The following is a 21181-nucleotide window of genomic DNA, read 5'->3' as shown; positions in this document are numbered from 1 at the left end:
GTACCCCCTTCCCAAGCAATGGTTCTGAGCAATACCTTATGGCTCCCGGCCCGGCCGAAAAAAGCGCGAAGGCGCCGAAGGAGGCTCTCCCGTGGCAGACCGCACACCCCCGCTCAGCGTCGAGGAACTGCACGCCCTCGTCGCGAGCGGTGAGATCGACACTGTCGTCCTGGCCTTCCCCGATATGCAAGGGCGCCTCCAGGGCAAGCGGTTCGCCGCCCGCTTCTTCCTCGACGAGGTCCTGCAGCACGGCACCGAGGGCTGCAACTACCTCCTCGCCGTCGACACCGAGATGAACACCGTCGACGGCTACGCGATGTCCTCCTGGGACCGCGGCTACGGCGACTTCGCCATGCACCCCGACCTCGCCACCCTGCGCCGCATCCCCTGGCACCCCGGCACCGCCCTGCTCGTCGCGGACCTGGCCTGGAACGACGGCTCGCCCGTCGTCGCCGCGCCCCGCCAGATCCTGCGCCGCCAGCTGGAGCGGCTCGCCGAACTCGGCTACACCGCCCAGGTCGGCACCGAGCTGGAGTTCATCGTCTTCAAGGACTCCTACGAACAGGCCTGGGACGCGGGCTACCGCGGGCTCACCCCGGCCAACCAGTACAACATCGACTACTCCATCCTCGGCACCGGCCGCATCGAACCCCTGCTGCGCCGGCTGCGCAACGACATGGCGGGCGCGGGCCTGACCGTCGAGTCCGCCAAGGGCGAGTGCAACCCGGGCCAGCACGAGATCGTCTTCCGCTACGACGAGGCCCTCGTCACCTGCGACCAGCACGCGCTGTACAAGACCGGCGCCAAGGAGATCGCCGCCCAGGAAGGCGTCTCGATCACCTTCATGGCCAAGTACAACGAGCGCGAGGGCAACTCCTGCCACATCCACCTCTCGCTCACCGACGCCGACGGCACCAACGCCATGGCCGGGGACGGTCCCGGCGGCATGTCCGACGTCATGCGGCACTTCCTCGCCGGACAGCTCGCCGCGCTGCGCGACTTCTCGCTCCTCTACGCCCCGAACATCAACTCCTACAAGCGGTTCCAGCCCGGTTCCTTCGCCCCCACCGCCGTCGCCTGGGGCCACGACAACCGCACCTGCGCCCTGCGGGTGGTCGGCCACGGCCGCTCCCTGCGCTTCGAGAACCGCCTGCCCGGAGGGGACGTCAACCCGCACCTCGCCGTCGCCGGTCTGGTCGCGGCCGGTCTGTACGGCATCGAGCAGAAGCTCGAACTCCCCGAGCCCTGCCCCGGCAACGCCTACGCCGCCGGTCTCGAACACGTGCCCACCACCCTGCGCGAGGCCGCCGAACTGTGGGAGAACAGCCCCATCGCGAAGGCCGCCTTCGGCGACGAGGTCGTCGCGCACTACCGCAACATGGCGCGCGTCGAGCTGGACGCCTTCGACGCCGCGGTCACCGACTGGGAGCTGCGCCGCTCCTTCGAACGCCTGTGAGCCAGCCTGTGAAAGGTCAATTCGTGTCCGACTCAGACGAGTTGAAGGTCCTCAACCCCGCGACGGAAGAGGTCGTCGCCACCGTCCCCGCCGCGAGCGAGGAGGACGTGGCCGCCGCCGTCGCACGGGCCTCGCGCGCCCAGACCGCATGGGCGGCCCTCGCCCCCGCCGACCGGGCCCGGCTGCTGCGCCGCTTCGCCGACACCGTCGACGCGCACATCGAGGAACTGGCCCTGCTGGAGGTCCGCGAGGCCGGCCACACCGTCGGCAACGCCCGCTGGGAGGCCGGCAACGCCCGCGACCTGCTGCTGTACGCGGCCGGCGGCGCCGAACGCCTCCTCGGCAAGCAGATCCCGGTGCCCGGCGGCTGGAACATCACCTTCCAGGAACCCCTCGGCGTCGTCGGCGTGATCGCCCCCTGGAACTTCCCCATGCCGATCGCCGCCTGGGGCTCCTTCCCGGCGCTCGCGGCGGGCAACACGGTCGTCCTCAAGCCCGCCGAGACCACCCCGCTCACCGCGCTCCGCCTCGCCGAACTCGCCCTGGAGGCGGGCCTGCCCGAGCATGTCTTCCAGGTACTGCCCGGCTACGGCCACACCGCCGGACGCGCCCTGGTGGATCACCCGGACGTCGCCAAGATCGTGTTCACCGGCTCCACCCGCACCGGCCGCGAGGTCATGGAGCGCTGCGCGCAGCTCGTCAAGCCGGTCACCCTCGAACTCGGCGGCAAGAGCCCCAACATCGTCTTCGCCGACGCTGACCTCACATCCGCCCTCGACCCCTTCTCCTTCCTGGACAACTCCGGCCAGGACTGCTGCGCCCGCACCCGCATCCTGGTCCAGGAGACGGTGCTGGAGGAGGCCCGCGAGTTCCTCGCCGACGCGCTCGCCTCCGTGGTCGTGGGCGACCCGGCCGACGAGAAGACCCAGATGGGTCCGCTGATCTCCCGTCAGCAGCTGGAGCGCGTGCGGTCGTACGTTCCCGAGGGCGCCCCGGCCCTGCGGGGCAGCGCCCCCGACGGTCCCGGCTTCTGGTTCCCGCCGACCGTCCTGACGGGGGAGCGGCCGGGCAGCGAGGCGGCCCGCGAGGAGATCTTCGGGCCCGTCGCCGTCCTGCTCCCCTTCACCGACGAGGAGGACGCGATCCGCCTTGCCAACGACACCCCCTACGGCCTCTCCGGCTCCCTGTGGACCCGGGACCTCGGCCGCGCCCTGCGCCTCTCCCAGGCCGTCCGCGCGGGCAACCTGTCCGTCAACTCCCACTCCAGCGTCCGCTACTGGACGCCGTTCGGCGGCTTCAAGCAGTCCGGCCTCGGCCGCGAACTGGGCCCCGACGCCCTGACCGCCTTCACCGAAACCAAGAACGTCTTCATCAGCAACGTCTCCCCCAGCACGGAGGGTCCCGCACAGTGACCGACAACAGTGTTTGCCGCCGCCTGGTCGGCCGTACCGCCGTCGTGACCGGAGCCGGCAGCGGCATCGGCCTCGCCACCGCCCGCCGACTCGCCTCCGAGGGCGCCAACGTGGTCTGCGCGGACGTGGACGAGGCCCGCGGCAAGGCCGTCGCCGACGAGATCGGCGGGCTCTTCGTGAAGGTCGACGTCACCGACCCCGAGCAGGTCGAGGCGCTGTTCGAGACGGCGTACGACACCTACGGCAGCGTCGACATCGCCTTCAACAACGCCGGCATCTCACCGCCCGACGACGACTCCATCCTGGAGACCGGCCTGGAGGCGTGGAAGCGGGTCCAGGAGGTCAACCTCACCTCCGTCTACCTGTGCTGCAAGGCCGCCATCCCCTACATGCGGCGCCAGGGCAAGGGCTCCATCATCAACACCGCGTCCTTCGTGGCCCGGATGGGCGCGGCCACCTCCCAGATCTCGTACACCGCGTCCAAGGGCGGCGTCCTCGCCATGTCCCGTGAGCTGGGCGTGCAGTTCGCGCGCGAGGGCATCCGTGTCAACGCGCTGTGCCCCGGACCGGTCAACACCCCGCTGCTGCAGGAGCTGTTCGCGAAGGACCCCGAGCGGGCCGCCCGCCGGCTGGTGCACATCCCGCTGGGCCGGTTCGCCGAGGCCGAGGAGATCGCCGCCGCCGTCGCCTTCCTGGCCAGCGACGACTCCTCCTTCGTCAACGCCACCGACTTCCTGGTGGACGGCGGTATCGCGGGGGCGTACGTCACGCCCCTGTAGGCCGGCCGGTCAGAGGAACGTGCGTCCCTCACCCCGATAGGTCGGCACGGTCGCTGTCACCTCGTCGCCCTCGACGAGGTGCAGCGCCTCGAACCGCTCGCACAGCTCGCCCGCCTTGGCGTGCCGGAACCACACCTTGTCGCCGATCAGCAGATCGTCGGCGGGCGAGCCGAGTAGCGGGGTCTGCACCTCACCGGGGCCCTCCTGGGGGTCGTACTCCAGCCCCTCCGGCAGGTACGGCACCGGCAGCCGGTCGCGGCCGGCGGCGCCGGAGGCCGGATAGCCACCGCCGAGCACGGTGACCACACCGACGCCCGGTCGCCGTACGACGGGCTGGGCGAACAGGGCCGCCGGACGGCCGTCGAACGACGTGTAGTTGTCGAAGAGCCGCGGCACGTACAGCCCCGAACCGGCCGCTATCTCGGTCACCGCGTCCTCGGCGGCGGTGTGCTGCACACTGCCCGTGCCGCCGCCGTTGACGAACTCCAGGCCGGGCACGACAGCCCGCACCGCCCGCACGACCGCGGCCCGCCGCTCGGCCAGCTCCCGGCGCGCCGCCGCCTGCATCAGCCGGATCGCCCGGGACCTCAGCGGCCGCCCGGCCACCGCGTCCCCGACCCCCGCGATATGCCCCTCGTACGCCATGATCCCCACCAGCCGGAAGCCCGGCCGCCTGGCCACCGACCGGGCCAGTTCGGCGAGTTGGGCGGGGGAGTACAGCGGTGAGCGGCGCGCCCCGACCCGCACCCGGCCGCCCAGCAGCTTCAGCGAGGTGTCCAACTCCAGGCAGACACGCACCACTTCACGCCCGCCGTCGCGGGCGGCGTCGATGAGATCGAGGTGCGCCGGGTCGTCCACCATCACGGTGACCGCACCAGCGAGCTTGGGGTCGGCGGCCAGTTCGGCGAAACCGGTCCGGTCGGCCGACGGATAGGCCAGCAGCACGTCGTCGAACCCGGAACGCGCGAGCCACAGCGACTCGGCCAGCGTGAACGACATGATCCCCTGGAAGCCGTCCATCGCCAGGACGCGCTCCAGCAGGGGCCGGCAGCGCACGGACTTGCTGGCGACCCGCACCGGCTTGCCCGCGGCCCGGCGGACGAGATCGGCCGCGTTGGCGTCGAAGGCGTCCAGGTCCACGATCGCGAGAGGGGCGTCGAGATGGGCGGTGGCCCGGTCGTAACGGGCCCGGTCGGCGGCGCGCGCAGTCATGACGGAAGCCTGCCAGACAGGATTACCGCAGGGTAGGGGGACGTTCCGGGCAGATCCCCCGGCGCTCCGGACTGGTTCTGATTCCGGCCCGGACAACCCGTAGAGTGACGCGCACGTACGGCGGAACGCCCCCGGCCGCTTCACCTGAACCGGGATGCCGGTCCGACCGTACGGGTATGCGTGCCCGGACGGAGCTTGCCGCACCGGGCGCGGCCGAGGAGCAGACCGGCCCGCGTACGTGAAGACGGCCCGGGTACGAGGAAACGGGGGGTGCATGAGCACGGAAGCGCGCCACGCTCCCATCCCGCCGCGCCCCTCGACCCCCCCGGCCCCGGCCATTCCGCCGACCCCGCCCCACCCGCCGGCCCCGCCGCGTCCGTCGACCCCGCCCGGCCGCCCGTCCGACACGGCCGCGCCCGAGGACCCCGACGACGAGCCGTCGGTCTTCACTCCGCGGCCCGGCCGCGCCACCACCGGGGGTGCGCCAGGCGCGACAGGCAGGGCGGAGGCTTCGGCGGGACCGGCCACGGGCTTCCCCCGCGAGGACCGCTCCCCGGCCGGGGCAGCGACAGGCGCGGGCCGGACGTCGACAGGCGACTTCGGGAGCAACGGCGCGGCTTCTGGGGCGGGGCCCGTGGGTAATGGGTCGGCTTCTGGCGGGCGGTCTGCGGGCAACGGTGCGGCTTCCGGGGTGAGGTCCAGGGGTACTGGGTCGGCTTCTGGTGTGCGGTCCGTGGGCAGCGGTGCGGCTTCTGGGGCGGGGCCCGGGGGTACTGGGTCGGTTTCTGGCGGGCGGTCCGTGGGCAACGGTGCGGCTTCTTCCGGGCGGGCCGTGGGCGATGGGTCGTCGTCCGCCGGGCGGTCCGTCGGCAATGGCTCGCCCCTTCCCGGGCAGTCCGCAGGCAATGGTTCGCCGTCCGGCGAGGCCGCCGCGCCTGGGGGCCGGCCGTCCCCTGGGGGCTCCGGTCCCCGTGCCGGGCAAGGGGCTCGGTCCGGGGGGTCGCGCCCCGTCGTGCCCGCGGCCGGTGCGCCCGTGAGTCCGCCTCCGCCGCCGGCCTCCGCCCGGTTCCCCGACGCGCCGCCGAGCCCGGGCCGCGAGGCACACCGGGACGGATCCGGTGCGGGCGGGCCCGATCGCACCGCCCACCGCCCCGGACAGGAGTCCTGGCGGCCGGGAGCCCCGGTCGAGACCGCCACCGAGACGACGGCCCGGCTCCGCCCGGTCACCGCGTCGGAGACCACGGCCCGGCTCCGCCCGATCACGGACTCCCCGAGGACACCGCGCCCCGGCGCCGCGCCCGGACGCTCGCCCGCCGGGCCGAGCGGCGAGCGCCGTACCGCCACCGCATCCGCGTCCGCGGTGTCCGCCGGGCGGGCGCAGGCCGGTGCCTGGAGTCCCCTGGCTCCCGCCCACCCCGTCGGCCCGCCGCCGCCCGCGGCCGGGTCCGGGCCGGACCCGGCGCTGTCCTGGAGCGCCATGGCCGTGCGGCCCGCCATGACGGTCGGGGAGCCCGAGGCGCTCGGCGAGCGGACCTGGTACCGGGTCGGGCCCCGCACCGCCGCCGCTGCCGCCTGTCTCGTACTCGGTCTCGGGCTCATCGGCGGTGCCGTGACCGGGAGTTGGCTCACCGACGACGGCGAGGACGACGCCTCCGGTGACCACTTCGCCACCGCCGGGACGCTCTGGCACAACGCGCCGGTCGACCAGCTGTTCCCGCCCACCGTCCAGGGCACCGGCGCCGGTCCCGGCGGCGCCGACCGCACCTGGACCCGGATCGCCGTGGCCCCGGACAGCGGCTGCGCCCACGCCTTCGACCCGCTGCTGCATAAGGTCCTCGCCCCCGTCGGCTGCCAGCGGCTGCTGCGCGCCACCTACACCGACGCCACCCAGAGCTACGTCACCACCGTCGGCCTGCTGTTCACCAAGGCCGACCCCGCCGCCATGTCCGCACTCGCCCACCGTTTCCGCACCGAGGGCCTGGGCCGGCGCCCCGACCTGATGCCCCGCCCGTACGCGGCCGAGGGCACCGTCGCGGCCGGCTTCGGCGACAAGCAGCGCGCCTCCTGGACCATCTCCGTCCTCACCGACGCCCCCGTCGTGGCGTACGCAGTCTCTGGCTGGGCCGACGGTCGCGGTGCCGACACGCCCCAGCCCGCGGCCGACGCCGTCAGCGCCGGCGCCACCACCGCACCGGCCCAGGCCGGTCTCGGCAACGAGGCACAGGGCCTGGCCGACCGTATCGAGCGGCGGCTGCGCCAGAGCATCGGCACGGCCACGGAGAGTCCTTCATGAGGCGATCGATATGCGGCCACCGCCGCATGGACTCCGCGGGAGCGGCGGTGAGCCTGCTGCTCGCCGGTGCCCTCGCCCTGCTGCCGTCCACCGCGGCCCACGCCGACGGCATCCGCGCCCAGCAGTGGGGCCTCGCCGCGCTGCACCTGGACGAGGCCTGGCGGACCACCAAGGGCCGGGGCGTCACCGTCGCCGTCCTGGACACCGGCGTCGAGGCCGACCACCCGGACCTCGCGGGCAACGTGCTGCCCGCCAAGGACATGATCGGCTTCGGCGCGGGGCCCGGCGACCGCACCTGGGCCCGGCACGGCACCGCCATGGCCGGCATCATCGCCGGGCACGGCCATGGACCCGGCAACGCGGCCGGCGTCATGGGCGTCGCCCCCGAGGCGAAGATCCTGCCCGTCCGCGTGATCCTGGAGGACGGCGACCCCGCCCGCGCCAAGGCCCGTACCACCCGTGGCAACGCCCTCGCCGACGGCATCCGCTGGGCCGCCGACCACGGCGCCGACGTCATCAACCTCTCCCTCGGCGACGACTCGAACTCCGCGCACCCCGAGCCGAGCGAGGACGAGGCCGTGCAGTACGCCCTGAAGAAGGGCGTGGTGGTCGTGGCCTCTGCGGGCAACGGCGGCGACAAGGGTGACCACGTGTCCTACCCGGCCGCCTACCCGGGCGTCATCGCCGCCACCGCCGTCGACCGCTACGACACCCGCGCCTCCTTCTCCACCCGCCGCTGGTACGCGGCGGTCAGCGCGCCCGGCGTCGACGTGGTCATCGCCGACCCCGACCACAAGTACTACGAGGGCTGGGGCACCTCGGCGGCGTCCGCCTTCGTCTCGGGCGCGGCGGCCCTGGTCAAGGCCGCCCACCCGGGCCTGAACCCGGCCCAGATCAAGAAGCTCCTGGAGGACACCGCCCGGGACGCCCCGGCGGGCGGCAGGGACGACTCCCGCGGCTTCGGCATGATCGACCCGGCGGCGGCGTTGCGGGCGGCCGACCGCATCCAGCCGGAGAGCCTGCGCGTGTCGTCGTACGGCAAGAAGTACTTCGGCGCCGGCCCGGACGCCCCCAAGGCCACGTCCTCGACAGCCGACTGGGCGGGCCCGCTGGCCGGCGGTGTCGGCGGTGTCCTCCTGGTGGCGGGCGTGGTGCTGTGGCGGGGCCGCAGGCAGCGGGCTTGAGGGCGTCCGGCGTCGGCGGCTGTCCAGCGATGTACTCGATACCAGGGATCGGTCCGGGACGGGTCGACCAGGTGCAGTTCCACGGAGCCCACCGGGGCGGGTGCCATTCAACGGTTCACACCGATCACTCACCCGCGAACACCGACACCGCCGCCTTCGCCGCCGCCTCCACCAGAGCGATGCCCTCCGCCTGTGTCTCCGTGCCCTTCGAGAGCACCGCCACCAGGTAGTCGGTGCCGCCCGCCGTCACCCGCCCGATGCTGTTCACGTCCCACAGCCCGGTCGTACCGCGTGCCAGCCAACCGTTCTTCAGCGCCCAGGAGTTGCCCTCCGCGGCGGCCGACACGCCCCACTGCTGGTCCGCCTCGACCGACTTCATCAGCCCCTGCACATATGTCCGGGAGGCCACGCTCAGCTTCGAGTCCTCGCCGAACACCTGCTGGAGCAGGGCGAGTTGGTCGGCGGCCGTGGTCTGCGTCAGCCCCCACAGCTCGCCGTCGCCACCGGAGGTCGAGGTCAGTCCGAAGCGCTCGTTCGCCGCGTCCAGGCCGTCCGCCCGCCCGATGGTGTGCCACAGCTCCGTCGCGGACGCGTTGTCGCTGTTCTCGATCATCTTCGTGGCGTACGCCTTCTCGTCCGCCGTCAGCTGCCGGCCCGCGTCCTGCGCCTGGAGCAGCAGCGTGGCCAGGATGTCGACCTTGACGATGCTCGCCGTGTCGAAGGCCGCGCCCCCGTGGACCGCGCTCTCGCCGGAGTCCACCGCCAGCACCGCCGCCGACACCCGCGCACCCGACGGCACGCTCACCCCCGTCATCGCCTTGCTCAGCAGCGCGTCCCGGTCCACGGCCGGCTGCGTCACGGGTTCCACCGAAGCCTCCTCACCCACCCCGGCCGAGGGGGCGGCCGAGGGCGTCGCCGCCGACGATACGGCCGCGGTCCCCGCGTGCGCCCGCGTCTTCACATAGGCCGTGCCCCGGCGGTGACCCCGCCCGTCGGCCTGGGACAGGGATCAGGGAAGGCTGAGATTCCCGTGAAGACTCCCGTGCGGAGGCCGGTGACCGTGCCTATAGGGTCGGTGACCGTGGCGAACAAGAACATTCCCGACCCCGGCTTCTCCGACGACGACGGCTCCGCCGACCCCCGGCTGAGCGCCGCGCTCGCCGCCTGGGCCGAGGACCGCGGCGCCCTGGGGCCCGTGCTGGAGGCGCTCAAGGGTGCCCGGCTGCTGGTGCCCGTGGTGGCCGTGCTCGGCGAGGTCGAGGAGGACGAGAGCGGGCTGCGCCGCGAGAAGACCAGCGACATGGCCGTACCCACCCTGAAGGCCGGCGGCCGCACCGCGCTGCCCGCCTTCACCTCCACCGACTCCCTGGCCCGCTGGGACCCCGCGGCCCGCCCCGTCGCCGTACCCCTGCACCAGGCGCTGCAGGCCGCCGCCCACGAGAAGGCCGACACGGTCGTGCTGGACCTCGCCGGACCGGTGCCGTTCGAGCTGACCGGCCCGGCGCTGCTCGCCCTCGCCGAGGGCCGCACCAGCACCGACCCGCTCGCCGACCCGGCCGTCGTCGAAGCCGTCCGTACGGCGGTGGCGGCCGAGCCCGCCGTGCTGCGCGCCCACCTCGGCCCCGGGCGGGCCGACGGCACGCTCGCCCTCGTCCTGGACCCGGCCGCGCCGCCCGCCGAGGCCGCCCGCGCGGTCGCCGAGCGGCTCGCCGCCGACGAAACACTGAGGGCCCGCCTGGTGCGGGGTCTCGACCTGGCACTGCTGCCGGCCGGGACCACGCCTCCGGGCGAGCCCCTGTACGTGAAGGGTTAGCTCAGCCGTAGACCGGGCCGGTGTACTTCTCGCCCGGCCCCTGGCCCGGCTCGTCCGGCACGATCGATGCCTCGCGGAACGCCAGCTGCAGCGACTTCAGGCCGTCGCGCAGCGGGGCCGCGTGGAAGGAGCTGATCTCGGTCGTGCTCGCGTCCAGCAGGCCGGCGAGCGCGGTGATCAGCTTGCGGGCCTCGTCGAGGTCCTTGTACTTGTCGCCCTCCTCGCTCAGCCCGAGCTTCACGGCGGCGGCGCTCATCAGATTGACGGCGACCGTCACGATCACCTCGACGGCGGGGACCTCGGCGATGTCGCGGGTCATCGCGTCGAAGTCGGGGTTCTCAGGAGGGGTCTCACTCATGCCCCACACGATAAGCGGTGCGCGGGAGAGCCCCGGGGGAGCCCTGGGGGAACCCTCCGATTAGCCCTTCCCGGGCGGTGCTGCTAACCTTGTGTAACGACCGGCTGGACATGCCCTGCCAACAACAGAGCGCCCAGCCCACAAGTGGAGGCTCCGATCTCCCACCTGACCGTCCTCCGGGACGGCGGGTCTCCGGTCAGACGGCCACCATCGTTCCGTACGGACGATGGAGCCGTCCGAGTCGCGCCCCGCGGTCATCGCGGCGGTGCTCCGGTAGTCATTGGAGCCCCGCCTGTGATCGTCCGGGGCATTTTTTGTGCTTCGGCGCGGTTAGGTCTAACGAAAAGAGACGTTACGCGGCTGTCCGCCAGACAACTGTGTGGTGCTACCGAGGAGGATCCATCAGCGCCGAGCCCCGCATCAACGACCGGATTCGCGTTCCCGAGGTGCGACTTGTCGGTCCCAGTGGCGAGCAGGTCGGCATCGTGCCGCTTGCGAAGGCACTGGAGCTTGCGCAGGAGTACGACCTCGACCTGGTCGAGGTCGCGGCGAACGCCCGTCCGCCCGTGTGCAAGCTCATGGACTACGGGAAGTTCAAGTACGAGTCGGCCATGAAGGCCCGTGAGGCGCGCAAGAACCAGGCGCACACGGTCATCAAGGAGATGAAGCTCCGGCCGAAGATCGACCCGCACGACTATGACACCAAGAAGGGTCACGTCGTCCGGTTCCTCAAGCAGGGCGACAAGGTCAAGATCACGATCATGTTCCGTGGTCGCGAGCAGTCCCGGCCCGAGCTGGGCTACCGGCTGCTGCAGCGCCTCGCAGAGGACGTCCAGGACCTCGGTTTCGTGGAGTCGAACCCGAAGCAGGACGGCCGCAACATGATCATGGTCCTCGGTCCGCACAAGAAGAAGACCGAGGCGATGGCCGAGGCCCGCCAGGCGCAGGAGGCCCGCAAGGCCGAAGCGAAGGCGAACCCCGGCAAGTCGCAGAACCCTGCCGAGGCTGAGGCGCCCGCCGAGGAGCCCGCCGAGGCGTGATCCCGGGGGACAGCAGTCCCCAAGGATGTAACCGATAGAAGAGCGACGTTCCGCCGTGCCCGGTTTCGCGACCGGGCACCGGAGCGCCACCGACGAGGAGAGAACGGCGCTATGCCGAAGAACAAGTCGCACAGCGGTGCCAGCAAGCGCTTCAAGGTCACCGGCTCCGGCAAGGTGCTCCGTGAGCGCGCCGGCAAGCGCCACCTGCTCGAGCACAAGTCGTCCCGCGTCACGCGTCGCCTCACCGGCAACGCCGAGATGGCCCCGGGCGACGCCGCGAAGATCAAGAAGCTTCTCGGCAAGTGACGCGGCGGCGCCGTCTGAGCGCCGTGCGTCTGGACCGGGACCGAATCGTTTCCGGGTCGTGTGAGGACCACCACGACCCCGCTACAAGGAGTTAACAAGTGGCACGCGTCAAGCGGGCAGTCAACGCCCACAAGAAGCGCCGGGCGATCCTCGAGCAGGCCTCCGGCTACCGCGGTCAGCGTTCGCGCCTGTACCGCAAGGCCAAGGAGCAGGTCACCCACTCGCTGGTCTACAACTACAACGACCGCAAGAAGCGCAAGGGCGACTTCCGTCAGCTGTGGATCCAGCGCATCAACGCCGCTGCCCGCGCCAACGGCATCACCTACAACCGCTTCATCCAGGGTCTGAAGGCCGCGAACATCGAGGTCGACCGCAAGATCCTGGCCGAGCTGGCCGTCAACGACGCGAACGCCTTCGCGGCGCTCGTCGAGGTCGCGCAGAAGGCGCTTCCGTCGGACGTCAACGCGCCCAAGGCTGCGTGACGCCGCGCTGGCTCTAGGCCGACGTTCACTGGACCCGCAGGCTTTTATGGCTTGCGGGTCCTGTTGTTGGGGTCCCCGGGTGGTCTTTCGGCTGCGGGTGCGTTGTGGTTGCTCGCGCCCGCGCGGCGGAGCCGCATATCGATACAGCCCCGCGCCCCTGACGGGGCGCTGCAGCCCAGCGGCGCCACAAAGACAAGACGTTCTTGAAGGTGAAGAAGAGGATGACCCCCGCCCCCGAGCTGATCTCCCCCCGGTCCGCCCGTGTCAGCGCAGCGCGTCGGCTTGCCAAGCGGAACTTCCGGGGCAAGGACCGGCTGTTCCTCGCGGAGGGGCCGCAGGCCGTCAGGGAGGCGGCCGGGCATCGGGTCGACGGCGACGCCACCCTGGTCGAGCTGTTCGCCACGGTGGAGGCCGCTGAGCGGTACGCCGACATCATCGGCGCCGCGCGCGACGCCGGAGCGCGGGTGCACCTGGCCTCCGAAGAGGTCATCGCCGACATCTCCACGACCGTGACCCCGCAGGGGCTGGTCGGGGTGTGCCGGTTCCTGGACACGCCCTTCGAGGAGATCCTCGCCGCCCGGCCCAGGCTCGTCGCCGTGCTCGCCCATGTGCGGGACCCCGGCAACGCCGGGACCGTGCTGCGGTGTGCCGACGCCGCGGGAGCGGAGGCCGTGATCCTCACCGACGCCTGCGTGGACCTGTACAACCCGAAGGCCGTACGCGCCTCCGTCGGCTCCCACTTCCATCTGCCCGTCGCCGTCGGCGTGCCCGTCGAGCGGGCCGTCGAAGGGCTGAAGGACGCCGGGGTGCGCATCGTCGCCGCCGACGGGGCGGGGGACCGTGACCTCGACGAGGAGCTGGACAAGGGCACCATGGGCGGGCCGACCGCCTGGGTGTTCGGCAACGAGGCCTGGGGGCTGCCGGAGGAGACCCGCGCCCTCGCCGACGCCGTCGTACGCGTCCCCATCCACGGAAAGGCCGAGAGCCTGAACCTCGCCACGGCCGCCGCCGTATGTCTGTACGCGTCGGCCCGTGCACAGCGCGCCTCCGGAGGGTGCCGCTCCGTCACCGAGAGCTAGTAGGGTGACCAGCCGGGGCCCTGCGCCGTCTGAGAGGTGGGCTACGGGGATGAGTGTGGCCGGCACGAGCACCGGGCCGGAGGGACGGGACGCGCGGCACACGCCCGTGCCCAGGCAGGGCGACCGTGCGGACCTCGACCCGGACCAGCTGCCCGACGGCCTCGTCATCGCCGACGAGCACGGGCGTGTCACCTGCTTCAACGCCGCCGCCGCCCGTATCACCGCCGTCCGGGCCGCCGACGCCCTCGGGCAGCCCCTGGAGAAGGCGCTGCCGCTGGAGGATCTGGAGGGGCGTCGCTGGTGGCAGCTCACCGACCCCTACGGCGGGCTCGCCATCCGGGTACGGCAGCCCGAGCGCAATCTGCTGCTGCCCGGCGGGCGGGAGGTGCTGGTCTCCGCCCGGTATGTGCGCGCCCGGCCGCTCGGGCCCGTCCAGCGGGTCGTCGTCTCCCTGCGGGACACCGAGGCCCGTCGCCGCACCGAGCGCAGCCACGCCGAGCTGATAGCGACGGTCGCCCATGAACTGCGCTCGCCCCTCACCTCCGTGAAGGGCTTCACCGCCACGCTCCTCGCCAAGTGGGCACGCTTCACCGACGACCAGAAACGGCTGATGCTGGAGACCGTCGACGCCGACGCCGACCGGGTCACCCGGCTCATCGCCGAGCTGCTCGACATCTCGCGGATCGACTCCGGGCGCCTGGAGGTGCGCCGGCAGCCCGTCGACATCGGGGCCGCCGTCTCCCGGCACATCCAGGCCTACGTCGCCGCGGGCCAGCCCGCCGAGCGCTTCCTGCTGCGCATCGAACAGCCGCTGCCCGGCCTGTGGGCCGACCCCGACAAGATCGACCAGGTCCTGAGCAACCTCATCGAAAATGCCGTGCGGCACGGCGAGGGAACCGTCACCATTGACGTCATGCCCTGCGCATCCCCGCGCGAGGGCGAGGAAACCGGCACATCGGTCACGGTGAGCGACGAGGGGCCCGGCATCCCGGAGGAGTCCATGAACCGCGTCTTCACCCGCTTCTGGCGGGGCAGCAAGCGTGGCGGCACGGGCCTCGGGCTGTACATCGTCAAGGGCATCGTCGAGGCCCACGGCGGCACCATCACGGTCGGCCGCGCCCCCGGCGGCGGCGCCGAGTTCCGATTTACGTTGCCCGTGGCGGCCCCGGCGTATCTCGCCTGACGGCCCACGGGCTCTTCGTCCACCTCCACCCCGTTAGACTCGGCCTTTGGCACCTTTGTGTCCTTCACATGGCCCACCAGCGGTCGCGGGGACCATCCGCCAGCGAATCGGAAGACACGGGAAGAGATGTCGGCACCCAATAAGTCGTACGACCCTGTAGAGGTCGAGGCGTTGAAACCGGAAGAGATCGAGCGCATGCGGGACGAGGCGCTCGCCGCCTTCGCCGCCGCGGACTCCCTCGACGCGCTCCACGAGGCCAAGATCGCCCACACCGGCCCCGCCTCCCCGCTGGCCCTCGCCAACCGCGAGATCGGCGCCCTGCCCCCGCACGCCAAGGCCGAGGCCGGCAAGCGCGTCGGCATGGCCCGCAGCGCCGTGAACAAGGCCCTCGCCGCCCGCCAGGCCGAGCTGGAGGCCGAGCGCGACGCCCGCGTGCTGGTCGAGGAGGACGTCGACGTCACCCTGCCCCACGACCGCGTCCCGGCCGGCGCCCGCCACCCCCTCACCACGCTCTCCGAGCGCATCGAGGACGTCTTCGTGGCCATGGGCTACGAGGTCGCCGAGGGCCCGCAGGTCGAGGCGGAGTGGTTCAACTTCGACGCCCTCAACATCGGCCCGGACCACCCGGCCCGCGGCGAGGCCGACACCTTCTTCGTGCAGGGCCCGGACGGCGGCACCGAGTCCGGTGGGGTGCTGCGCACCCACACCTCGCCGGTGCAGATCCGCTCCCTGCTCGGCCGTGAGCTGCCGGTCTACGTGATCTGTCCCGGCCGCGTGTACCGCACCGACGAGCTGGACGCCACGCACACCCCGGTCTTCCACCAGGTCGAGCTGCTCGCCGTGGACGAGGGCCTGACCATGGCCGACCTCAAGGGCACCCTGGACCACATGGTCCAGTCGCTGTTCGGCGAGGGCATGAAGACGCGGCTGCGGCCGAACTTCTTCCCCTTCACCGAGCCGAGCGCCGAGATGGACATGCTCTGCTACGTCTGCAAGGGCGAGTCCGTCGGCAACCCGGACCGGCCCTGCCGTACCTGCTCCAGCGAGGGCTGGATCGAGCTGGGCGGCTGCGGCATGGTCAACCCGCGGGTGCTGGCCGCCTGCGGCGTCGACCCGGAGAAGTACAGCGGCTTCGCCTTCGGGTTCGGTATCGAGCGGATGCTGATGTTCCGCCACAACGTCGAAGACATGCGAGACATGGTCGAGGGTGACGTCCGGTTCACCCGGCCGTTCGGGATGGAGATCTGATGCGGGTCCCGCTTTCTTGGCTGCGGGAGTACGTCGACCTGCCGGCGACGGAAACCGGCCGCGACGTCCAGGAGAAGCTCGTCTCGGCGGGTCTGGAGGTCGAGACCGTCGAGCAGCTCGGCGCCGACCTCAAGGGCCCGCTGGTGGTCGGCCAGGTGCTGACCATCGAGGAGCTGGAGGGCTTCAAGAAGCCGATCCGCTTCTGCACCGTCGACGTCGGCCAGGCCAACGGCACCGGCGAGCCCCAGGAGATCGTCTGCGGCGCCCGGAACTTCGTGGTCGGCGACAAGGTCGTCGTGGTCCTCCCGGGCGCCACGCTCCCCGGCGGCTTCTCCATCGCCGCCCGCAAGACGTACGGCAAGACGTCCCACGGCATGATCTGCTCCACCGACGAGCTGGGCATGGGCGACGACGGCACCCACGGCATCATCGTGCTGCCGCCGGAGACCGAGGTCGGCAAGGACGCCATCGAGCTGCTGGAGCTGGTCGACGAGGTCCTGGACATCGCCGTCACCGCCAACCGCGGCGACTGCCTGTCCATCCGCGGCGTCGCCCGCGAGACCGCCGTCGCCTACGGCCTGCCGCTGCGCGACCCGGCCCTGATCGACGTACCGGCCCCGAACGCCTTCGGCTACCCGGTCCAGGTCTCCGACCCGTTCGGCTGCGACCGCTTCACCGCCCGCACCGTCACCGGCCTGCGCCCCGAGGCCCGCTCCCCGATCTGGCTCCAGCGCCGGCTGCAGAAGGTCGGCATGCGCCCGATCTCGCTCGCCGTCGACGTCACGAACTACGTGATGATGGAGCTGGGCCAGCCGCTGCACGCCTACGACCGGAACCTGGTCCAGGGCACCATCGGCGTGCGCCGCGCCCAGGAGGGCGAGAAGCTCGTCACCCTCGACGGCGTCGAGCGCAAGCTGCACGCCGAGGACCTGGTCATCACCGACGACCGCGGCCCGATCGGCCTCGCCGGTGTGATGGGCGGCGCCAACACCGAGATCGCCGACCACGAGGTCACCGAGAACGGCATGAACGGGACCACCGACGTGGTCATCGAGGCGGCCCACTTCGACGCCGTCGCGATCGCCCGTACGTCCCGCCGCCAGAAGCTGCTGTCCGAGGCGTCCCGCCGCTTCGAGCGCGGCGTCGACCCGCAGGCCGCCGCGGCCGCCGCGCAGCGCACCGTGGACCTGCTGGTGCTGCTCGCGGGCGGTACGGCGGAGGCCGGTGTCACCGAGGTCATCGCGCCCTCGGCTCCGCGCACCATCACCATCCCGGCCGACCACCCGGACAAGGTCGCGGGCGTCTTCTACGGCCGCGAGACGGTCGTCCGCCGCCTGCAGCAGGTCGGCTGCGACGTCTACGGGCAGGACGAGCTGATCGTCACCGTCCCGTCCTGGCGGCCCGACCTGGTCGACCCGAACGACCTCGCCGAGGAGGTCATCCGGCTCGAGGGCTACGAGAACCTGCCCTCCACGCTGCCCAAGCTGCCGTCGGGCCGTGGCCTGACCCACCGGCAGCGGCTGCACCGCCGGGTCGGCCGCGCGCTGGCCGGCGCGGGCTACGTCGAGGCGCCGAACTACCCCTTCGTCGGCGAGCAGGTCTTCGACCAGCTCGGCCTCGAGGCCGACGACCCGGCCCGCCGCGTCGTCAAGCTGGTCAACCCGCTCAGCGACGAGGAGCCCGCGCTCCGCACGACGCTGCTGCCCGGTCTGCTCGGTGCCCTGCGGCGCAACAACGGCCGGGGCGCGCACGACCTGGCGCTGTTCGAGACCGGGCTGGTCTTCCACCCCCGCGGGGAACAGCGCGTCGCGACGCACCTGCCCGTCGACCGGCGTCCCACCGACGAGGAGATCGCCGCGCTCAACGCCGCGCTGCCCGAGCAGCCGCGGCACGTGGCCGTCGTCCTCAGCGGCGCCCGCGAGCAGGCCGGCTGGTGGGGCGAGGGCCGTCCGGCCGGGTGGGCCGAGGCGATCGACGCCGCGCGTGCCGTTGCCCGTGAGGCCGGTGCGGAGCTGGTCGTGCGCAAGGGCCAGTACGGTCCGTGGCACCCCGGCCGCTGCGCCGAGCTCGTGATCGTCTCCGACGGTACGGAGCAGATCCTGGGCCACGCGGGAGAACTGCACCCGCGTGTCCTGAAGGCCCTGGGCCTGCCCGAGCGCACCTGCGCGATGGAGCTGAACCTGGACGCCCTGGAGGCGGTGGGTGACGGTGTCCCGCAGGCGCCGCGGATCTCCACGTTCCCGGTCGCCACGCAGGACGTCGCCCTCGTGGTCGACAAGCCGGTCCCCTCCGGGGAGGTCGAGGCGGCGCTGCGCGAGGGTGCGGGTGAACTCCTCGAGTCCATCCGGCTGTTCGACGTGTACGAGAACGCCGAGCAGCTGGGTGACGGGAAGAAGTCGCTGGCGTATGCGTTGCGCTTCCGCGCGGGGGACCGGACGCTGACGGTCGATGAGGCGTCGGCTGCTCGGGACGCCGCGGTTGCCCTTGCGGGCGAGCGGACCGGGGCGGTTCTGCGGGGCTAGGTCGGCTGCGCCTCTCCAGCCTGCATAAATGCAGGTTGGCTGCTGTGGTGTCACTCATTTGAGTGGCAACTGAAGGCGATCTGGTCCTTGCGGGCCATGCCGTCGACAGAATCGGACCGGCCTTTCGGGGTCGGTCCGTCTGCTCTGTCAGGGCCCACTTGGGGGACCAAAGGCATGATCCGCATCAAGGCACGGGCACCCACCGCGCGGGCAGCCGTACTGCCCATGGTCTGGGGAGCCGTGGCCGTCGTCTACAAGTTCGGGTGCCCGCTCGCCCAGGAGAACGGGCTGGGGGCGCGCATCGTCACCAGCGCCGTCTTCTTCGCGGTCGGCTCCGGGCTCATCTTCCATGTCCGCCATGCGCTGCTGCGTGAGCTGCGGCAGGCGCGCCGGGTGGCGCGGGCCGCGCAGAGCGTCGTACTGCGTCCGCCGCCGCCACGCCTCGACGGGCTGATCATCGCCGCCGCCCAGCTGTCCGCGGACCGGGGCGCGGCCGTCGGCGGCGACCTGTACGAGGCGATCGCCACCGAGCACGGGGTGCGGGTGGTGATGGGCGACGTACGCGGGCACGGTCTTGCCGCGCTCGGTACCGTCGCCGCCGTCCTCGGCAGTTTCCGCGAGGCGGTCCACGACGAGCCCGAACTCGGCGGCGTGCTACGCCGGCTGGAGCGTGCCCTGGCCCGGCATCTGCGCGAACGGGCCCGCGCCGAACACCCGGCGGGCGGCGGCCCGGACCCCGACCACCCGGTCGCCGAGGAGTTCGTCACCGTGCTGCTCCTGGAGATCGACCGCGTCGGCCGGCTGCGCGTCCTCAACTGCGGCCATCCATGGCCGTACCGGCTGAGCGGAACGAGGGTCGACCCGCTGACGCGCGTCGACCCGCTCCCGCCGTTGGGCCCCTTCCCGCTCCCGGCCGAGCTGGACATCCAGTCCTGTGGTCATCTGGTGCCGGGTGAGTCCCTGGTCCTCTTCACGGACGGTGTGGAGGACGCCCGGGACAGCCAGGGCCGGTTCTTCTCGCTGCCGAGGACGCTGAGCGAAGTCGTACGGGACCACCCCGTCTCTCCTCAGACGGTCCTGCGCACCCTTTTCACGGCGCTCCTGCACCACACGGGTGGCAAACCCACGGACGACATAGCCGTACTGGTCCTGCGGAACGATCGGAAATGGGGTTCGCTCAGGGGCGCGGCGAACTGCGCGACCAGCCACGGACAACCCGCGGCCGACAACGCGTCCTTAGCCGCACCCCCGTCATCACCCCCCGCGCCCGGCCAAGCCACCGCTTTTCGAGGGGGAGCCGGCGGCTTGGCCAGCCTCTTGCGAGGACTCCCAGTCAATCGGGTCCGCCACGCTGTGCGACAGTGTGCGTACGCTGCGGATGCGGGCACTCCGTTCACACCCCGTGCGAAGGCGGAGCCACTACGCTGAACGGCACCAGGCCACTCGGGGGGCACATCCCATGCAGCCCAACACTCTGCTCGACGCGATCCTGGACGAGGCGGGGATCTCGCACGCCGGTCTCGCCGCCCACGTCAACCAGGCGGGCCGGAAACGGGGCCTCGTGCTCCGGTACGAACACACCGCCGTGGCACGGTGGTTGAAGGGCCAGCGCCCGCGCGGCCAGGTGCCCGACCTGATCTGCGAAGTCCTCGCCGCCCGCCTCCACCGTCCGGTCACCCTCGACGACATCGGCCTGGGCGTGCCCGGCGAGCCCAGCACCCCGCACGTCGGCTCGCTGAACGGCTTCGTGGAGCGGGCGACCGCCCTGTGGCGTTCCGACGAGCAGCAGCGGCCGCATGTGCTGGGCGCCCCCGCCGTCACCGGCACCCCGGCCGTCATGCCGGTGTGGGAGTGGGAGAACCCGCCCGAGGACGTCGATGTCTCCCGCGGCGGCCGGCACCGGGTCACCCCGGCCGACATCGAGATGCTGCGAGCGGCGCGGACGCACTACGAGCAGATGTACAGGAAGGCCGGCGGTATCGCGACCCGCACCCGGATCGTCGGCTTCCTCAACGCCGAGGCGGCGCCGCTGCTGCGCGGCAGCTACACCGACGCCACGGGACGCCAACTGCACCGGGCCACGGGCGGGTTGGTGGCGATCGCGGGCATCTGTGCGTACGACTCCGATGCGCACGGTCTCGCGCAGCGCTACTTCCACCAGGCGCTCAGGCTGGCAAAGGCCAGCGGTGACCGGGGGCTTGGGGCGTATGTGATAGCGCTGCTGGTCAACCAGGCGCTGTTCATGCGGGAGTACCGGCAGGCCGTCGCCTTCGCCGAGGCCGCGCTGCGGGCCGCCGGCAAGCACATCACCCCGGCACTCGCCTCCGACCTCTACGCGATGCAGGCGAAGGCGTACGCCCATCTCGGCGACTCCGCCGGCGCCCTGTCCTGCATCCGGCGCGCGGAGACGGCCGCCGAGCGGATCCGGCGCGGGTACGAGCCCGACGAGACCGGCTATGTCCAGCCGGGCCTGGTCAACGTGCAGGTGGCCGAGGCACTGCTGAGCCTCGGTGAGCTGGCCGCCGCCGGGGAGCATGCCGCGGCCGCGGTCGACAATCCCGCCCACGACCGGGGGCGGGTGCACCGGCTCGCCATGCTGAGCACGATCGAGCTGCGCCAGGGGAACGCGGACAAGGCGGTGGCCACCGCCGTGCAGATGGCCGAGCAGGCCCGGGGAATGGAGTCCCAGCGGCTGCGCGACAGACTCCGCGCGGTACGCGAACACCTCGTGCGCTGCGGCTCGGCCGGGACCGCCGAGGCCGCGGAACTCATCGACGGGGCACTGCGCGTACCGCTGTAGGGCCTCTGTAGGTG

Annotated in this window: 17 protein-coding genes and 1 pseudogene; 15 read left to right on the top strand and 3 right to left on the bottom strand. The window is 72.3% G+C overall.

Annotated elements, in window-relative coordinates; genetic code table 11:
* Positions 1–91 precede the first annotated feature (91 nt).
* The 3 genes from ACWC0C_RS37705 to ACWC0C_RS37695 are packed head-to-tail and all read left to right on the top strand — an operon-like array spanning position 92 to position 3647.
* The gene (locus tag ACWC0C_RS37705; RefSeq protein ID WP_450868853.1) at positions 92–1456 is read left to right on the top strand and encodes a glutamine synthetase family protein; all 1365 of its coding nucleotides are present in this window, start codon (positions 92–94) and stop codon (positions 1454–1456) included.
* Positions 1457–1479: 23 nt separating this feature from the next.
* A complete protein-coding gene (locus ACWC0C_RS37700; protein WP_450868851.1) occupies positions 1480–2868 on the top strand; it encodes an aldehyde dehydrogenase family protein in 1389 nt (462 codons plus the stop codon).
* Positions 2865–3647 carry a 3-oxoacyl-ACP reductase gene (locus ACWC0C_RS37695; protein ID WP_449200363.1) on the top strand — a complete coding sequence of 261 codons (783 nt, stop codon included), beginning with the start codon at positions 2865–2867 and terminating at the stop codon, positions 3645–3647. The genes ACWC0C_RS37700 and ACWC0C_RS37695 overlap by 4 nt, the downstream gene beginning before the upstream one ends.
* Positions 3648–3656: 9 nt before the next feature.
* Here the strand turns inward: ACWC0C_RS37695 and ACWC0C_RS37690 are convergent, their stop codons facing one another.
* Positions 3657–4859, bottom strand: coding sequence for an amino acid deaminase/aldolase (locus tag ACWC0C_RS37690; RefSeq protein WP_450868849.1), 1203 nt, complete (start codon positions 4857–4859; stop codon positions 3657–3659).
* 1033 nt (positions 4860–5892) lie between these two features.
* Here ACWC0C_RS37690 and ACWC0C_RS37685 point away from each other — a divergent pair.
* Both ACWC0C_RS37685 and mycP read left to right on the top strand, forming a co-directional pair.
* Positions 5893–7152 (top strand): hypothetical protein, encoded by a 1260-nt coding sequence (locus ACWC0C_RS37685; protein ID WP_450868848.1) that lies wholly within the window; start codon positions 5893–5895, stop codon positions 7150–7152.
* Positions 7149–8336, top strand: a complete 1188-nt coding sequence (gene mycP, locus ACWC0C_RS37680; protein WP_449200360.1) for a type VII secretion-associated serine protease mycosin — start codon at positions 7149–7151, stop codon at positions 8334–8336. Before ACWC0C_RS37685 ends, mycP begins: the two co-directional genes overlap by 4 nt.
* A gap of 124 nt (positions 8337–8460) precedes the next feature.
* Here the strand turns inward: mycP and ACWC0C_RS37675 are convergent, their stop codons facing one another.
* Entirely contained in the window at positions 8461–9204 is a 744-nt protein-coding gene (locus tag ACWC0C_RS37675) for a serine hydrolase (protein WP_450868847.1), read from the bottom strand.
* Between the two features lie 213 nt (positions 9205–9417).
* Here ACWC0C_RS37675 and ACWC0C_RS37670 point away from each other — a divergent pair, with 213 nt between their 5' ends.
* Positions 9418–10149: an SseB family protein gene (locus tag ACWC0C_RS37670; RefSeq protein WP_450868845.1), complete on the top strand. Its 732-nt coding sequence runs from the start codon at positions 9418–9420 to the stop codon at positions 10147–10149.
* A 1-nt stretch (position 10150) separates the two neighbouring features.
* Here ACWC0C_RS37670 and ACWC0C_RS37665 read toward each other — a convergent pair whose 3' ends face one another.
* Complete coding sequence (locus ACWC0C_RS37665) at positions 10151–10507, bottom strand: DUF1844 domain-containing protein (RefSeq protein WP_450868843.1); 357 nt, start codon at positions 10505–10507, stop codon at positions 10151–10153.
* A 377-nt stretch (positions 10508–10884) separates the two neighbouring features.
* Here ACWC0C_RS37665 and infC point away from each other — a divergent pair, with 377 nt between their 5' ends.
* The 9 genes and pseudogenes from infC to ACWC0C_RS37620 all read left to right on the top strand — a co-directional run bounded on the left by infC (position 10885) and on the right by ACWC0C_RS37620 (position 21167).
* Positions 10885–11547, top strand: a complete 663-nt coding sequence (infC, locus tag ACWC0C_RS37660; protein WP_351559516.1) for a translation initiation factor IF-3 — start codon at positions 10885–10887, stop codon at positions 11545–11547.
* 111 nt (positions 11548–11658) lie between these two features.
* Positions 11659–11853 carry a 50S ribosomal protein L35 gene (gene rpmI, locus ACWC0C_RS37655; protein ID WP_004933563.1) on the top strand — a complete coding sequence of 65 codons (195 nt, stop codon included), beginning with the start codon at positions 11659–11661 and terminating at the stop codon, positions 11851–11853.
* A gap of 98 nt (positions 11854–11951) precedes the next feature.
* Positions 11952–12335 carry a 50S ribosomal protein L20 gene (rplT, locus tag ACWC0C_RS37650; protein WP_016642495.1) on the top strand — a complete coding sequence of 128 codons (384 nt, stop codon included), beginning with the start codon at positions 11952–11954 and terminating at the stop codon, positions 12333–12335.
* Between the two features lie 221 nt (positions 12336–12556).
* The gene (locus tag ACWC0C_RS37645) at positions 12557–13414 is read left to right on the top strand and encodes a TrmH family RNA methyltransferase (RefSeq protein WP_449200357.1); all 858 of its coding nucleotides are present in this window, start codon (positions 12557–12559) and stop codon (positions 13412–13414) included.
* Positions 13415–13463: 49 nt separating this feature from the next.
* Entirely contained in the window at positions 13464–14597 is a 1134-nt protein-coding gene (locus ACWC0C_RS37640; RefSeq protein ID WP_450868842.1) for an ATP-binding protein, read from the top strand.
* A gap of 126 nt (positions 14598–14723) precedes the next feature.
* A complete protein-coding gene (pheS, locus tag ACWC0C_RS37635; protein ID WP_450868840.1) occupies positions 14724–15845 on the top strand; it encodes a phenylalanine--tRNA ligase subunit alpha in 1122 nt (373 codons plus the stop codon).
* Entirely contained in the window at positions 15845–18367 is a 2523-nt protein-coding gene (gene pheT, locus ACWC0C_RS37630; protein WP_450868838.1) for a phenylalanine--tRNA ligase subunit beta, read from the top strand. Before pheS ends, pheT begins: the two co-directional genes overlap by 1 nt.
* A gap of 174 nt (positions 18368–18541) precedes the next feature.
* Positions 18542–19607 (top strand): annotated as a pseudogene (locus ACWC0C_RS37625) (PP2C family protein-serine/threonine phosphatase).
* A 219-nt stretch (positions 19608–19826) separates the two neighbouring features.
* Complete coding sequence (locus ACWC0C_RS37620) at positions 19827–21167, top strand: transcriptional regulator (protein ID WP_450868836.1); 1341 nt, start codon at positions 19827–19829, stop codon at positions 21165–21167.
* Positions 21168–21181: the final 14 nt, after the last annotated feature.

It is taken from the genome of Streptomyces sp. NPDC001709 (assembly GCF_053596375.1).
The sequence above is the reverse complement of the archived record's forward strand: the minus strand, read 5'-3'. Positions and strand labels throughout refer to the sequence as shown.

Excerpts from the sequence above, each read along its gene's own strand:
- ACWC0C_RS37665 (WP_450868843.1), bottom strand. The coding sequence starts at position 10,507 with ATGAGTGAGACCCCTCCTGAGAACCCCGACTTCGACGCGATGACCCGC.
- rpmI (WP_004933563.1), top strand. The coding sequence starts at position 11,659 with ATGCCGAAGAACAAGTCGCACAGCGGTGCCAGCAAGCGCTTCAAGGTC.
- ACWC0C_RS37690 (WP_450868849.1), bottom strand. The coding sequence starts at position 4,859 with ATGACTGCGCGCGCCGCCGACCGGGCCCGTTACGACCGGGCCACCGCC.
- pheS (WP_450868840.1), top strand. The coding sequence starts at position 14,724 with ATGTCGGCACCCAATAAGTCGTACGACCCTGTAGAGGTCGAGGCGTTG.
- ACWC0C_RS37620 (WP_450868836.1), top strand. The coding sequence starts at position 19,827 with ATGCAGCCCAACACTCTGCTCGACGCGATCCTGGACGAGGCGGGGATC.
- ACWC0C_RS37640 (WP_450868842.1), top strand. The coding sequence starts at position 13,464 with ATGAGTGTGGCCGGCACGAGCACCGGGCCGGAGGGACGGGACGCGCGG.
- pheT (WP_450868838.1), top strand. The coding sequence starts at position 15,845 with ATGCGGGTCCCGCTTTCTTGGCTGCGGGAGTACGTCGACCTGCCGGCG.
- mycP (WP_449200360.1), top strand. The coding sequence starts at position 7,149 with ATGAGGCGATCGATATGCGGCCACCGCCGCATGGACTCCGCGGGAGCG.
- ACWC0C_RS37645 (WP_449200357.1), top strand. The coding sequence starts at position 12,557 with ATGACCCCCGCCCCCGAGCTGATCTCCCCCCGGTCCGCCCGTGTCAGC.